The sequence below is a fragment of the Nocardiopsis sp. NPDC058631 genome, from assembly GCF_042716955.1.
Taxonomy (GTDB): domain Bacteria; phylum Actinomycetota; class Actinomycetes; order Streptosporangiales; family Streptosporangiaceae; genus Nocardiopsis.
The window spans coordinates 1-14,609 of the sequence record NZ_JBHXQY010000130.1; the positions used below are offsets into that span (position 1 = coordinate 1).

Here is a 14,609-nt window from a genome sequence, read left to right on the forward strand (position 1 = left end):
GTCCCGCCCGTGCCCGGCACGGGCGGGACCGGCGCCCCCGTGATGCGATGGCAGGTGGTGTTCCGCCGAGCTCGGCTTCGAACGCTCTGCGCAGCGTGCGCGAATGCCGCGTCAGCGGCGGACCTTGACCACCACCGTGCCCGCGACCTTGTCGTGCAGGCACTGGCGAAGCCTCTTGTCCCACAGCGGCCACAGGAGGTTGGGGAGCGACCAGGGCAGGATCAGGGTGAGCGCGTTGACGCCCGGTGCGTAGAGGAGCGCCCGCACGAGCGCGCGGCCTGCCTTGACCCTCCCGCTGCCGTCGGAGCGCACCACCCACAGGCCCAGCATGATCTTGCCGACCGACCGCCCCCACAGGCGCACCTGGAGCCACTCCAGCACGATGGCCAGCAGGAAGAAGTTGAAGATGACGACCACCATGAAGGTGGCCTCGCCGACTCCGCCGTCCATGTCGCCGCCGCCGGCGACCACGCTGACCCCGGTCCCCAGCAGCATCATCGCGTACCAGACGCAGCCGACGAAGAACGAGTCGACGAACCGTGCGACGAAGCGCATCCCCAGCTCGGCCCTGCCGACCTCGGGATGGTTCGGATTCCACTGCCCGGGGTCGGTGAGCGCCGGCGGGAGCCAGTGGTGCTGAGGCGGGTGGTACCCCGGATGGCCGTAGCCTGGGGCGTGGGCCTGGGGGTAGGGCGGCGGCGCGGGGTAGGCGGGCGCCTGCCACCCCGGCTGGGGCGCGCCGGGGTAGGGGGGCGCGGACTCCGGCTGACCGCCGACGTGCTGATAGGGGGGCTGCATGGCTCTCCTGCCGAGTGTTGTCAGGGGGTGTCCGTGTGTAGTGCCTCCACGGCGCGGCCGAGCGCGGTGCGGGAGCCGTCGGACGCGGTGGGGGCGGGTGCGGTTCGGGTGAGCCCCGGTTGCCCGGGAATCCCCGGAATCGCACCCGCACCCTACTCCCCTCCTCCGACACCACCGCGCGCCGACAGGGGCGCTCCCGACACGGAGGACCGGGGGACGATCCCGTGGGCGCGGCCCTGCCCGCGGTGTACGGCCTGGCGCCGTGACCGCGTCGGGCTTCTGTGGGCCTCGCCCAGGGAGTGTTCCTTGGAGGTTCTCGGGTCGGCGAGCGGCCGTTTGGGCGATCTCTCGCAAGGCGATGCGCGACGTTCGGCCTGGTCGTGCTCCACGAGCGCAGAGGCGCAGCGGGAGGAAGCCTGGCGGGCGCGAGCCCGGCAAGGACGCAAGAAACACGACCTAGCAGCGGAGCAGCCCGGCCGTGTCCTCGGGGGTGCGCACCACCGGTTCCAGGGGGCCCGGGGCCAACCCGGCCAGGGCCGAACGGTACCCCTCGGCACACTCCAGGTCGGTCAGGGCCGCGGACTCCGGGCCGCCGCCGCCCTCCCAGGAGAGCAGGGCCGCGTCGTCGTGGGGCGGGCTCACCAGGACCCTGCGCAGCCCGCCCGACAGCCCCAGGCCGGTCGCCTTGAGCAGGGCCTCCTTGCGCGCCCAGTACCGGAAGAAGGCACCGATCCGGTCGGCGGGCGCGAGCCGTTCCCAGACCGCGTGCTCGGGCGCGGCCAGCGTGTACCCCGCCAGCCCCTCCAGGTCGCGGGCCTCCGAGACCCGCTCGACGTCGACCCCGACGGGGACACCCCCGGTGACGGCGAGCACGACCCACTCACCCGAGTGGCTGACGGAGATCTCCCAGCCCTGGGCGGGGCCGGAGGGGTGCGGTTTGCCGTGCGGGGACCCGTCCCCGGGGTCGGCGCCGGTGCGTACCTTCTCCTCGCAGGAGCGGCAGCGCATGTCGAAGGTGACCTTCTCGGGCGGGCACCCCGCCCGGTCCGCCAGGACCAGACGGGCCATCGAACGGCCCAGGAGGTGCCGGTCGCGGTCGGCCTGGTGGCGGAAACGGGCGTTGCGGGCGCTCTCGTCCTCGTCCAGCAGGCGGAGCAGGCGGTCGTCGGCGGTGGAGGTGTGGGCCCACCAGACCTCGTAGGCCGGGGGCGCTGGGTCGAACGTCATGCTCCTCATTGTCACCCGAGTTTCCCCGGGTTGGGTGGTGTGAGGTCAACCCAAACCGGGAATTCGGTTATTGGCAGGTCAGCCCGTCCCCTGGGAGGCCCGAATGTCTGTCGTCGTGTTGTTCGGAGCGGGAGCGCTCATCGGTCTGGTCGCGCTGACGGCGGTCGTCGTCATCACCCTCGTGACGGAGAAGCCCGGGCCGGACCACCCCGTCGGCCGGGACCGGTCCGTACTCTAGAGCGGCGCGGGACCACGCCCGTGCGCGAGCACGGGTGAAGGTGGGTCACATGGCCGAGGAAAGCCGTCCGGCGTTCGCCGCCGAGCGACGGGAGCGCATTCTCGAACTCGTGCGCGCCAACGGCACCATGTCCCTGCGCGACATCGCCGTCAAGGTCCGCGCCTCGGAGGTCACCATCCGCCGCGACGTGCGGGCGCTGGAGGCCGAGGGGGTCGTGGACCGGCGCCGCGGCGGGGTCGCCCTGCCAGGCCGGATCGGCCACGAGCAGAGCTACTCCGGCAAGAGCGGCCAGTGCGCGGCCGAGAAGGCCGCCATCGCGGGTGCCGCCGCACGGCTGGTCCGCCCCGGCGACGCCGTCAGCATCGGCCCCGGCAGCACCGCGGAGGCCTTCGCCCGCCAGCTCCTCACCCGCAACGACCTGACCGTGGTCACCAACTCCCTGCGCGTGGCCGACGTCCTCGCCGATGCCGCGGGGGTCGAGGTGGTGGTCACAGGCGGCACCCTGCACGGGCCGATGCGGGCACTGGTCGGGGCTTCGGCGGAGGAGAGCCTGGCGGGGCTCCGCGTCAACCGGGCCTTCCTCTCCGGCAACGGGGTCAGCGCCGACCGCGGGCTGAGCACCCCCAACCCCGCCGTGGCCAGTGTGGACCGCGCTCTGGCGGCCTGCGCGGAGGAGACCATCGTCCTGGCCGACCACACCAAGATCGGTGCCGACACCATGGTGCCCACCGTCGCCTCGGAGGGGATCGCCCACCTGGTCACCGACAGCAGCGCCGACCCCGAGGTGCTGATGACCCTGGAGGAACTGGGCGCGCTCGTCCACGTGGCAGTGGTCGCCGACGAGCGGGGCCAGTGATGTGCGGCCCCGCTCCGGCGGGTCGGAGGGACCGCGTACCCTTCCGTTCACGCGCATTGCGCTGCCAGACCCGATGCGTGATCCTGGGCTCGCCCCCAGGCCGTCCGACCGCCGCCCACACGCAGGAGCCGCCGCGCATGCCCTCCCAGCCGACGCCCCAGCAGGTCCCGTCCGAACCGGTGCGCGTCACCCCCGAGCCGGTGGCCCTCCCCGAGCCCTGGGCGGCCTCGCGCCTGACGGTCGTCGTCCCCACCTACGACGAGGCGGACAACCTCCCCGTCCTGGTGGGGCAGCTGATGAGCCTGGACCTGCCCGCTCTGCGGGTCGTGGTCGTGGACGACAACTCCCCGGACGGCACCGGCGAGATCGCGGACAAGCTCGCCATCGAGCACGCCGGGCGGATCAGCGTTCTGCACCGCACCACCAAGGACGGCCTCGGCCGCGCCTACGTGGAGGGCATGACCCGGGCCCTGGAGGACGGCGCCGACTACGTCGTGCAGATGGACGCCGACCTCAGCCACCCCGTGGGTTACGTCCCGCAGCTCCTGGGCACCCTGCACTCCACCAACGCAGGCGTGGTCATCGGCAGCCGCTACGTCCCGGGGGGAAGCCTGTCGGAGCAGTGGGGGACGAGCCGGCGGATCCTCAGCGGCTGGGCCAACACCTACGTCAAGGCCGTGCTGTCCATCCCCGTCCGCGACGTCACCGCCGGGTTCAAGATCTGGCGGGCGTCGGCGCTGCGCGCCCTCGACCTGGCCGGTATCGAGAGCACCGGGTACGCCTTCCAGGTGGAGATGCACTACCGGGCCTACCGGCGCGGCCAGAAGATGATGGAGATCCCCATCCACTTCGAGGACCGCGTCGCCGGCCAGAGCAAGCTCGACGGCGCCGTCGCCCTGGAGGCGGCTCTGCGCCCGCTGCGCCTGCGCCGCGCGGAGCGCTCCCGGCGCTAGCTCCGGCCCGCCTTCCTTCCCATCCCCGGGGTGAACTGCGATCATCGAGGGACGACAGAGAAGGGAGAGGCATCGTGAGCGAGCCCTACGAAGTCGACTCCGACATGGGGGACGACCCCCAGGAGAGCGAGATCGCCGAGGCCCAGAGCCGCATGAACGCGGGGGACGAGGTCCGCGACTACTCCTTCGAGGACGACGACAGCCGAGGCGAGATCGGTATCGACGAGGAGGTCCGGGAAGAGCGTTCGAGCAGTCTGCCGACCGAGGACTGGCAGCTGGGCGAACCCCCCGCCGAGGACGAGGCCCTGGGCGAGGTGGACGAGGACGGGAGGCGGTTGCCGTGAGCGACCAGCCCTACGAAGTCGACCTGGACATGGGGGACGACCCGCAGGCCACCGAGGTCGCCGAGCGCGAGATGACCATCGAGCCCTTCGCGGACCACGTCAACCACACCTTCCGGGAGAGTGACAGCCCCGGTGACTGGGGCATCACCGAGGAGGTGCGGGCCGAACGGCGCGACATCGTCCCCCGGCAGAGGTGGGGCGGGTACCGCAGCGCCGAGGAGGAGGCCCTCAGCGTGGTCTCCGAGCCCGAGCCCGAGCCCGAGCCCGAGCCCGACGGCGGACCCGACTCCGCGTCCGGTCCCGACGCCTGACCCCGGGGTACCGCAGGGCCACCTTCCGCCGGGCCCGCCCGTAGACCCGGCCGTCTCCGGCGCCGCGCTCCTCAGGGCGAGGGCGCCCCCGGAGCCTGCCCGGGGTGGTCGGATATCTCCCCCGCGGTCGACCCCGGACACGAGCGCAGAGGCGGCCCCGACACGCCGCAGAACCGCAACGGCTGGTCGTCGGCGCGCGGCGCCACGGCACTGGCCTCCGCCGGCATCGCACCGCGCTCCGCCGCCTCGGACGCCTCGGGCATCCGTCCGCGGGGCAGCGCCAGCGCGCACAGCGCCGCCAGGACGCACAACCCCGCCAGTATCAGCATCGCCGGGCCGAACCCCTGGGCGATCTCCGAGGACGCGGCGCCGGCCCCCGGCCCCTCGCCGCCGGAGCCGCCGATCCCCGCCATGACGGGCACCGCGGCGACACCGATGAGCTGGGCGCCGCGCGCGAACGTGTTGTTCACCCCCGAGGCCAGCCCCGCGTGCCGTTCGGACACCGACGCCAGGACCGTCGCCGTCAGCGGCGCCACCGTCGTCGCCAGGCCCAGCGCCACCAGCAGGACCCCGGGGAGCACCCCGGTCAGGTAGGGCGCGTCCTGGCCCAGGCGGGACAGCAGCACGAAACCCGCGGCCAGCAGCAGCGGTCCCGCGACCAGTTGGGCGCGCGGGCCGATCCGGGCCGCGAGCCTGCCCGACCGGGCCGACAGGGCGAGCATCAGGACCGTGATCGGCAACGACGCCGCACCCGCCGCGACAGGGGAGTAGCCGCCCACCTCCTGGAGGTGGATGACCAGCAGGAACAGGAGCGGCCCCAGGGAACCGTAGATCAGCACCGTCGCCGCGTTCGTCACGCTGAACGCCGTGGAGGAGAAGATCCCCAGGGGCAGCATCGGGTTGGGCGTGCGCGCCTCCACGGCCACGAACGCGCCCAGGGCCAGCACACCGATCACCGCACCGGCCCATACGGCCGGAGTACCGCCCGCCGCGCCCCACTGGATCAGCGCGTACGTGATCCCGCCCAGCGCCACGACCCCCAGCAGCGCCCCGGGGTAGTCCAGCCTGCGGGGGGCCCGGGTGTCGCGCGACTCCGGCACCTTGAACCAGGCGATCGCCAGCACCGCCACTGCCATCGGCAGGTTGATGAGGAAGATGAGGCGCCAGTCGCCGATCTGCACCAGCCAGCCGCCCACGAACGGCCCCACCGCGGAGGCCACACCCGTCAGTCCCGACCACGCGCCGATCGCGCGGGCCCGGTCCTGTTCACGGAACCCCGCCTGGAGGATCGCCAGGCTCCCCGGGGTCAGCAGGGCCCCGCCCACCCCCTGCACCACGCGCCCCGTGATCAGCCACTCCAGGGTCGGCGCGAACGTGCACAGCGCCGAGGCCAGGGCGAACACGGCCACGCCCGCCATGAACAGCCGGACCCTGCCGAACCGGTCGGACAGGGAGCCGCTGAGCAGGATCAGCGCGGAGAGCGTCACCATGTAGCCGTTGACGATCCACTGCAACCCGGACAGCCCCGTGTCGAGGTCGCCTTGGATGGCGGGCAGCGCCACCGTCACCACCGTCGAGTCGAGGAAGGCCATCCCCGAGCCGAGCACGGTGGCGGTCAGCGTCCACCGGGCGGCCGGCGTCCCCCAGGCCACCCCGCCCTCTCCCCCGGCTACCACCTCCGACCCCCACCCCGCCCCCCCCCTCCGCCACTCGCGGGCGGGCCCCGCCCCGGCTGGGGGGGGCCCCGCGTCTGTTGTCCCCGTGTCGTGCGGGACGTGACCTGGTCCTACTCGCTGGCCAGGGCCCCGGTGATGGAGGTGCCGGCGGCCCTGCGTGCGGGCAGCACCGACGCCAGCAGACCGGCGAGCACGGCGACGGCGATGAACACCGCGATCTGTCCGGCCGGCACGGTGAGCACCATGTCGGGCAACGTCGCCGCACCCACGGCCCAGCCGAACACCACGCCCAGGACGATGCCGATCCCGGCGCCGATCAGGCACAGCAGGACCGCCTCCACGCTCAGCATCCGGCGCAGCTGTCCCTTGCCCAGGCCCAGGGCGCGCAGCAGCGCGGACTCGCGGGTGCGCTCCAGTACCGACAGCGCCATCGTGTTGGAGATGCCGAACACCGCGATGACGATCGCCAGGCCCAGCATCGCCGCGATGGTGTAGAAGGCGATGTCCATCATGTCCGAGAACTGGTCCTTCATCTCGGCGACCGACCTGACCTGCACGGTCGGGTGGTCCTCCACCGCCGTGTAGACGGCGTCGCGCACCTCGGCGGCGTCGGCGCCCTCGACCGCGCGGACGTGGATCATCTCGCTGTCGGTGGTGTCGGGGTACAGCGTGGCGAAGTCCTCCGTGGAGACGATCGCGCCCCACAGGGACTGGCCGTCCTCCAGGATCGCGGCGACCTCCAGGTCGACCTCGCCGTCCGGGGCCGGCAGGGTGAGGGTGTCGCCCACGCCCAGGCCTTCGGCGAACCTCTCGGAGATCAGTACCTCGCCGGGGCCGAAACCGGACAGTTCGCCCTCGACGGTCTCGCCGGTGATGTCGACCCCGAATTCGGCGCCGTCGTAGGTGCTGACGGGGAGCGCGTCCGTGGAGTCGCCCTCGTACCCCTCGGCCTCTCCTCCGCGCTGTGCGATCACCTTCTCCAGGAGCGGGTCGTCGGCGAGGGCGCGCTCGACCTCGGCGGGGACGAGGGGGGGACCGGGCGCCTCGGGCGCGGCGGCCTCGGTTGTCTCCTCCGCGCCCTCCTCCGGGGAGGGCGCGTCGGTTCCGGCCGCGGTGTCGCCGGCCGTGTCGCCCTCACCCTGCTCGGCGTCCTGGGAGCCCTCGGGAGGGGGCTCCACGGTGTCCTCGGCGGGGACCTCGTCGGAGGACGTGCCCCCTCCGGTGGCCTCGTCCAGGGAGAACTGTGCGGTGACCTCGTAGTCCACCGGGAACCGCTCGTCGAGCTTTTGCGTCATGGTGGTCTCCAAGGACGCGCTGACCACCGAGTAGCCGGTGATGAGCGTGGCCCCGACCGTCAACGCGATCATCGCGGTGGCCGCCCTGCGCGGGCTGCGGGTGGAGTTGTCCACCGCCAGCATGCTCGGCACACCCATCCTGCGCAGCGGGACACCGACCAGGCGGACGATGCCGCGCACCAGGAGCGGACCCAGCACCACCACGCCCACGAAGGCGATCAGCGCGGCGGCCGTCACGATGACCGCACCCGTCTCGCTCGGGTCGGACAGGCGCGTCAAGGCCACCAGGGCGGCCGAGGCCGCGAACATCAGGAACCCGAACGCGACGCGGATCCAGCCGGTGCCCTTCTCCAGCCCCCCCGCGGTCGCGCTGGTGCGCAGCGCGGCCAGCGGCGGGACCCGGGTGGCGCGGGTGGCCGGGACCAGGGCGGAGCCGACGGTCACCACGGTGCCGACCACCAGGCCCATGATCACGGCCAGGGGTGTGATCGCCACGGGGACGGAACCGCCCATGCCCAGCAGCGGACCGCCGAACGCCGCACCGGCCATGCCGATGCCCACACCCGCCAGGACGCCGAGGGCGGAGGCGACCAGCCCCACGACCAAGGACTCCGCGAGGACGGAGCGGAACACCTGGCCCCGCTTGGCGCCGACACAGCGCAGGAGGGCCATCTCCTTCTGGCGCTGGGCGATGAGGATGGCGAAGGTGTTGTAGATGACGATGCCGGCCACGAACATGGCGATGAAGGCGAACAGCATCAGCGCGGTCCGCATCAGCGCTGTGTCGCCGCCGACGGACTCGGCCATCTCCAGGCCGAAGGCCTCGCCGGTCAGCACCTGTGCGCGGTCGCCCAGCAGGGACGCGACGGCGTCGGCGGCCTCCTCGTCGGTGTGGCCCTCCGCGGCGAGCACGTCGATCTCGGTGTAGCCGGTCGCGCCGGTCATCTCCTCGACCGTGTCCGGGGAGAAGACGATCGCGCCGCCGAAGCTGTACGCGGTGTCCACACCGAAGTCGACCAGACCGGTGACGGTGAACTCGCGCTTCTCCTGCGCGGGGTCCAGGACCGTCACCGTGTCGCCGACCTCGAAACTGTTCTGCTCGGCGGTGGAAACCGCCAGGGCGAGCTCATCGGGGCCTTCGGGCAGTTCGCCCTCGTCCGGGGAGAACCGGTTGGTCTCACCGAGGGAGATCGCGGCGGGGGGCGTGATGCCGAACGCCCGGCCGTCACGGTCCAGGAGCACGGCCTGCCCGCTGACGGTGCCGTCGGCCTCGCCCACCTCGGGCAGGGCGCGGACGTCGTCCAACTGGTCCTCGGTCAGCGTCGGCCGCTCCACGGGCTCCTGCGGGTCCGCCTGCTCCTCCACGGTGGGGAGCGCGATCGCGTCGACACTGGTCGCGGAGCCCATGACGGACTTCTCGTAGTTGGCGTTCAGCGTGTCGGCGAACACCATCGTGCCGGAGACGAACATGACGCCGAGCAGGATGGCCATCACCGTCGTGACGTACCGGGACTTGTGCATCCGCAGCCCGGCGAGTGTGGTGCGCAGCATGGATCAGACCTCTTCCAGCTTCAGCAGCCGCGCGGAGACCAGTTCGGCGGTGGGCTCCAGCACCTCGTCCACCAGGTGGCCGTCGCGCAGGAACACCACGCGGTCGGCGTAGGAGGCGGCGACCGGGTCGTGGGTGACCATGACGATGGTCTGGTGCAGGTCGCGGGCGGACCCGCGCAGGAACGCCAGGATCTCGGAGCCCGAGCGCGAGTCCAGGTTGCCGGTGGGCTCGTCGGCGTAGACCACCTCGGGCGCGTTGAGCAGGGCACGGGCCACCGCCACGCGCTGCTGCTGACCGCCGGAGAGCTTCGCGGGCAGGTGGTGGAGCCGGTCGCGCAGGCCGACCACGTCGATGATGTGGTCGAAGCGCTCCTTGTCGACCGCCCGCTTGGCGATCTGGGAGGGCAGCAGGATGTTCTGCTCGGCGGTCAGCATCGGCAGCAGGTTGAACGACTGGAAGATGAACCCGATCCGGTCGCGGCGCAGCAGGGTCAGCTCGGCGTCGCGCAGACCGGTGATCTGGGTCCGGCCCAGGTGCACGGTGCCGGACGTGGCCACGTCCAGCCCGGCCAGGCAGTGCATCAGCGTGGACTTGCCGGAGCCGGAGGGGCCCATGATCGCGGTGAACGCGCCCCGGTGGAAGTCCACGTCGACGCCGGCCAGGGCGTGGACCTGGCTGTCACCCGTGTCGTAGGTCTTGGTGAGACCTCGCGCGACCACGACCGGTGGCGAGGTGACCGCGGGGTCGGGTTTCACAGTGGACTCGGTCACGGCAGACAGCTCCAGAAACGGTGGGGATGACGGATACGGGTGCTCGGTGTGCGGGCCGGGGGACCTGTGTCCGCCCCGGCACTCCACCACGCTAGGTCCGCGCGGGCGGCCGGGGCGTCCCCCGCTGGACCGATCCCGGGGTCGGCCAAAGGAAGGGTGCGCGGCGGGTCCGGGACTCCTTCGTCTGGCCGACCCACCGACTTTCGTCGGGGGCGGGTCCGTCACTTTCCGTGACATGTGCGCGACGCGTGTGTTCTGACCTGCGAAGACGCGGTCGTGCCGTGGGCGCGGCGGCGTGGTGCGCGGCAGGCCGGGCACGGGAGGCGGGCGGGGGCCCGCCGTAGAATCCGCACCATGAGGTCCTGGGTCAACGACAGAGGGCGGTCCGTCGGCGCCCGGTGGCAGGGCAACTGGCAGTGGTGGTGGGACAGGCGGCTGCGCATCGCCGACTGGTTCTACGCCGTGGGGACCCTGCCGTTCAGCCTGCTCTTCCAGATGGGCGGCAACGGGCTGGTCAGCGCCCCCCTCGCCACGGTGTCCAACAGCCTCGCGCGCTCCGGGGACACGGGTGCGGCGTTCGCGGTGCTCGGCCTCGCGTTCCTCCTCGCCCTGGTCCCGACCCTCGTGGCGGCCGTCGCCATCCTGTTCCGGCGCACCCGGCCCAGGTGGCTGCTCCTGATCGCGGTCGTCCTGTTGGGGTGCTTCGGCAACTTCGTCCCGGCGGCGATCGCCGTCTACTCGTACGCGGTCTACTCCAACGACCGCAGGCTCGTCGCCGCGTGGTTCGGCCTGATGTGCCTGGCGGCAGGCGGGGGATACGGGACCAGCGGCGTCACGTACGTGATCGCCGTGGTCTTCTTCCTCGTCGTCCCGGTGACGGCGGGCCTGTGGATCGGTACCAGGCGCCAGCTCGTCGACCGGCTCCAGGAGCGGGCCGAACGCCTCGAACGCGAACAGCACCTGATGGCGGAGCAGGCCCTGACGACCGAGCGCACCCGTATCGCGCGGGAGATGCACGACGTGGTCGCCCACAGGGTCAGCCTCATGGTGCTGCACGCGGGCGGGCTGGAGGTCTCCTCGGAGGACTCCCGGACGGTGGAGGCCGCGGGGCTGATCCGTACCACGGGCCGGGAGGCACTGTCCGAGCTGCGCGGAATCCTCGGGGTGCTGCGCGACGAGACGACCACCGCCGCGCCCACGGCGCCCCAGCCCGTCCTGGCGGACCTGGACCGGCTGGTCGGGGAGTGGAGCACGGCGGGGATGGTCATCCGCAGGGAGGAGACCGGCCAGGTGCGCCCCCTGGCGCCGGGGGTCGAGCGCACCGCCTACCGGATCATCCAGGAGGGGCTGACCAACGCGGCCAAACACGCACCCGGTGCGGAGGTCGCCGTGCGCCTGCACCACGGCCCCCACCAGGTGGAGGTGGAGGTGGTCAACGAGCCCGCGCCCGCGCCGACGGCGCCCATGCCCCGGAGCGGGTTCGGGCTGACCGGTCTGCACGAACGGGTGGTGTTGGCCGGGGGCAGCCTCAGCGCCGGGGTGTGCCCCGACGGGGGATGGCGGTTGCGCGCTATCTTGCGAACCGACGGTCTGCCGGTCGAGGACGGCTCCGGCCCGGCCCAAGACGGGGCCTGACCGCCCTGGAGGACGGCCGGGCGGTCGGTGGCCGTCGTCGTCCTTGCACACGAACACGAGAGGGCCCGCACGGTGATCCGCACGCTCCTGGTCGATGACGAACTCCTGGTCAGGTCCGGGCTACGGATGATCTTGGACTCCGCGCCCGACATCGAGGTCGTGGGGGAGGGGGGAGACGGGGAGGAGGCCGTGCGCCTGGCGGAGGAGCTCCGCCCGGACGTGGTGCTCCTGGACATCCGCATGCCCGGCACCGACGGGATCACCGCGGCAGGCCGCCTCACGGCGCTGCCCGAACCGCCCCGGGTGGTGCTGCTGACCACCTTCGACCTGGACGAGTACGTACACAGCGCCCTGCGGGCGGGGGTGGTGGGGTTCCTGCTCAAGGACACCCCGCCGCGCGACCTCATCGCGGCGGTGCGCACCGTGCACGAGGGCCACGCCATGCTCGCCCCCAGCGTCACCAAGCGCATGCTCGAACGCTTCGCGTCGCCCGCGCCGGCCGACTCGGCCGCGGGGCGGGCGGAGGCGGCCCGTCGCCTGTCGGTGCTGAGCGAGCGGGAGCGGGCGGTGCTGGTGGCGGTCGCCCAGGGCATGTCCAACGCCGAGGCCGGCCGCGACCTGGGGATGCGCGAGGCCACGGTCAAGGCGCACGTCAGCCGCATCCTGGCCAAGATGGGCATGTCCAACCGGGTGCAGGCCGCCATTCTCGCCCACGAGGCGGGCTGGGCGTAGCGGGAGGAGCGGCCGGGACCGGAAGCGCCGCCGGTGCGACGCGAGGGGCCCTGCCCCGACGGCCTCGCCCCGACGACCCTCTCCTGGCGGGCGTCCGGACACGCCGGTCCGGGAGCACGGCGCAGGCGCGGCCCCACCCCTATGGCCTTCACCACACCAGGCGCCGGGGCCCCGCACCGGCGCCACCGCGGTTCCCGTGCGGGGAGCGGCACAGGGAGGAAGGGGCGCGGCGGCACGGTCCGACCCCGCCGCGACGACGGCCTGTGCGGCCCACCGGCGCGCACCCCGCGCTCCCCGCGCTCCCCGCGTGGCGCCGACGCCCCCGGCCACTCAGGGGCTTCGGAGCGCCGGCGCCGCACGAGTGGCCGTTTTGCGGGGTTCCGTCGGCTTCGGTGAGGTATGGGGAGGGATGCCGTTCTCCGCCTCGGTTGCGTCTACCGGTCGGTAGCTCGGTACGCTGCAATGCGATCCCACCCCTGGAACACCACGTCGTGGCTGATCACAGCAGCCGCAGGAGAAGAGGAGCCCCTATGTCGCGCTCGGTACTGGTCACCGGCGGCAACCGCGGAATCGGCCTGGCCATCGCTCGTGAGCTGGCAGCGGGTGGAGACGCCGTCGCGGTGACCTACCGTTCCGGCGAGCCCCCGGAGGGCCTGCTCGGTGTCCGCTGCGACATCACCGACTCCGCCCAGGTGGACGCCGCCTTCAAGGAGGTCGAGGAGGCCCAGGGCCCCGTCGAGGTGCTCGTCGCCAACGCCGGCATCACCAAGGACCAGCTTCTGGCCCTGATGAGCGAGGACGACTTCTCGTCCGTCCTGGACACCAACCTGACCGGTTCGTTCCGCGTCGCCAAGCGCGCGGTGCGCGGCATGATGCGCAAGCGCTCCGGCCGCATCATCCTGATCTCCTCGGTGGTGGGCCTCCTGGGCTCCGGTGGGCAGGTCAACTACGCCGCGTCCAAGGCCGGCCTGGTCGGATTCGGCCGCTCCCTCGCCCGCGAGCTCGGTTCGCGCAACATCACGGTCAACGTCGTCGCGCCCGGCTTCGTCGGGACCGACATGACCACGGCCCTGAGCGAGGACCGCCAGGCGGAGATCAAGAAGAACATCCCGCTGGGGCGCCTCGGCTCCCCCGAGGACATCGCCCGCACCGTGGGCTTCCTCGCCGGGCCGGGCGGGGAGTACATCACCGGTGCCGTCATCCCCGTCGACGGCGGCCTGGGCATGGGGCACTGACCGGCCCCGGCCGCACGCCCTCCCCTCAGCCCGCACCCGCCGGAATCCCCTTCCGCGACAGCAAGACAGGACGGACCACCCGAACCATGGGAATCCTCGAAGGTAAGCGCATCCTCGTCACCGGGGTGCTCACCGACTCCTCCATCGCCTTCCACGTGGCGCGCATCGCCCAGGAGCAGGGCGCCACGGTCGTGCTCACCGGCTACGGCCGGATGAGCCTGGTGGAGCGCATCGCCAAGCGCCTGCCCGAGACGCCCCCGGTCCTGGAGCTCGACGTCACCGACGACGAGCAGCTCGGCAGCCTCGCGGCCCGCGTGGGCGAGCACGTGGACGGTCTGGACGGCATCGTCCACTCCATCGGCTTCACCCCGCAGGACGCCCTGGGCGGCAACTTCCTCAACACCGAGTGGGCGGACGTGGCCGTCGCCATGCACACGTCCACGTTCTCCCTGAAGTCCCTCACCACCTCCCTGATGCCGCTGATGGGCAACGGCGGCTCGGTCGTGGCCCTCGACTTCGACAACAGCGTGTCCTACCCCACCTACGACTGGATGGGCGTCGCGAAGTCCGCTCTCACCTCCACCGCGCGCTACCTGGCCCGCTACCTCGGCGACCAGGACGTCCGGGTCAACCTGGTCTCCGCCGGTCCGCTCAGCACGATGGCCGCGCGCAGCATCCCCGGGTTCGCCGAGCTGGCCAAGAACTGGCCGGACCGCGCCCCGCTGGGCTGGGACATCACCGACCCCGAGCCCGCGGCCAAGGCCGTCGTGGCCCTGCTCTCCGACTGGTTCCCGGCCACGACCGGTGAGATCGTCCACGTCGACGGCGGCTTCCACTCCACCGGAGCCTGACCCCGACCACCGGGGGGCCGCACGTGCGTGCGGTAGGTTGGCGGGGGGGGGGGCCCCCCCCGGGGGCCCGCCCCGGGCCGGGGGGGGGGGCGCGCCGGGGGGGGGACCGAGGGGGAGTGAAAATAAAAAACAAACC

At 72.7% G+C, this 14,609-nt stretch carries 14 protein-coding genes; 9 read left to right on the top strand and 5 right to left on the bottom strand.

Annotation, left to right across the window (positions count from 1 at the left end; genetic code table 11):
- Positions 1-111 precede the first annotated feature (111 nt).
- Both ACFWTE_RS27565 and ACFWTE_RS27570 read right to left on the bottom strand, forming a co-directional pair.
- Entirely contained in the window at positions 112-798 is a 687-nt protein-coding gene (locus ACFWTE_RS27565; protein WP_378782832.1) for an RDD family protein, read from the bottom strand.
- A gap of 456 nt (positions 799-1,254) precedes the next feature.
- Complete coding sequence (locus tag ACFWTE_RS27570; RefSeq protein ID WP_378782844.1) at positions 1,255-2,034, bottom strand: 4'-phosphopantetheinyl transferase family protein; 780 nt, start codon at positions 2,032-2,034, stop codon at positions 1,255-1,257.
- 94 nt (positions 2,035-2,128) lie between these two features.
- Between ACFWTE_RS27570 and ACFWTE_RS27575 the strand changes: the two genes are divergently transcribed.
- The 5 genes from ACFWTE_RS27575 (at position 2,129) to ACFWTE_RS27595 (ending at position 4,727) form a co-directional block, all read left to right on the top strand.
- Positions 2,129-2,263: a hypothetical protein gene (locus tag ACFWTE_RS27575; RefSeq protein ID WP_378782833.1), complete on the top strand. Its 135-nt coding sequence runs from the start codon at positions 2,129-2,131 to the stop codon at positions 2,261-2,263.
- Positions 2,264-2,312: 49 nt separating this feature from the next.
- Positions 2,313-3,119, top strand: a complete 807-nt coding sequence (locus tag ACFWTE_RS27580; protein ID WP_378782834.1) for a DeoR/GlpR family DNA-binding transcription regulator — start codon at positions 2,313-2,315, stop codon at positions 3,117-3,119.
- A 137-nt stretch (positions 3,120-3,256) separates the two neighbouring features.
- Positions 3,257-4,072 carry a polyprenol monophosphomannose synthase gene (locus tag ACFWTE_RS27585; protein WP_378782835.1) on the top strand — a complete coding sequence of 272 codons (816 nt, stop codon included), beginning with the start codon at positions 3,257-3,259 and terminating at the stop codon, positions 4,070-4,072.
- Between the two features lie 74 nt (positions 4,073-4,146).
- A complete protein-coding gene (locus ACFWTE_RS27590; RefSeq protein ID WP_378782836.1) occupies positions 4,147-4,416 on the top strand; it encodes a hypothetical protein in 270 nt (89 codons plus the stop codon).
- Positions 4,413-4,727 (top strand): hypothetical protein, encoded by a 315-nt coding sequence (locus ACFWTE_RS27595; protein ID WP_378782837.1) that lies wholly within the window; start codon positions 4,413-4,415, stop codon positions 4,725-4,727. The genes ACFWTE_RS27590 and ACFWTE_RS27595 overlap by 4 nt, the downstream gene beginning before the upstream one ends.
- 71 nt (positions 4,728-4,798) lie before the next feature.
- Here ACFWTE_RS27595 and ACFWTE_RS27600 read toward each other — a convergent pair whose 3' ends face one another.
- From ACFWTE_RS27600 to ACFWTE_RS27610, 3 genes are all read right to left on the bottom strand, one after another.
- Complete coding sequence (locus ACFWTE_RS27600; RefSeq protein ID WP_378782838.1) at positions 4,799-6,379, bottom strand: DHA2 family efflux MFS transporter permease subunit; 1,581 nt, start codon at positions 6,377-6,379, stop codon at positions 4,799-4,801.
- Between the two features lie 134 nt (positions 6,380-6,513).
- Positions 6,514-9,249 carry an ABC transporter permease gene (locus tag ACFWTE_RS27605; protein WP_378782839.1) on the bottom strand — a complete coding sequence of 912 codons (2,736 nt, stop codon included), beginning with the start codon at positions 9,247-9,249 and terminating at the stop codon, positions 6,514-6,516.
- 3 nt (positions 9,250-9,252) lie between these two features.
- A complete protein-coding gene (locus ACFWTE_RS27610; protein WP_378782840.1) occupies positions 9,253-10,020 on the bottom strand; it encodes an ABC transporter ATP-binding protein in 768 nt (255 codons plus the stop codon).
- Between the two features lie 354 nt (positions 10,021-10,374).
- Here ACFWTE_RS27610 and ACFWTE_RS27615 point away from each other — a divergent pair, with 354 nt between their 5' ends.
- From ACFWTE_RS27615 to fabI, 4 genes are all read left to right on the top strand, one after another.
- Positions 10,375-11,655 carry a sensor histidine kinase gene (locus ACFWTE_RS27615; protein WP_378782841.1) on the top strand — a complete coding sequence of 427 codons (1,281 nt, stop codon included), beginning with the start codon at positions 10,375-10,377 and terminating at the stop codon, positions 11,653-11,655.
- Between the two features lie 72 nt (positions 11,656-11,727).
- Positions 11,728-12,387, top strand: coding sequence for a response regulator (locus ACFWTE_RS27620; protein ID WP_378782845.1), 660 nt, complete (start codon positions 11,728-11,730; stop codon positions 12,385-12,387).
- A 530-nt stretch (positions 12,388-12,917) separates the two neighbouring features.
- Positions 12,918-13,622 carry a beta-ketoacyl-ACP reductase gene (locus ACFWTE_RS27625; RefSeq protein ID WP_378782842.1) on the top strand — a complete coding sequence of 235 codons (705 nt, stop codon included), beginning with the start codon at positions 12,918-12,920 and terminating at the stop codon, positions 13,620-13,622.
- An 86-nt stretch (positions 13,623-13,708) separates the two neighbouring features.
- Positions 13,709-14,473 (top strand): enoyl-ACP reductase FabI, encoded by a 765-nt coding sequence (gene fabI / locus ACFWTE_RS27630; RefSeq protein ID WP_378782843.1) that lies wholly within the window; start codon positions 13,709-13,711, stop codon positions 14,471-14,473.
- Positions 14,474-14,609 lie beyond the last annotated feature (136 nt).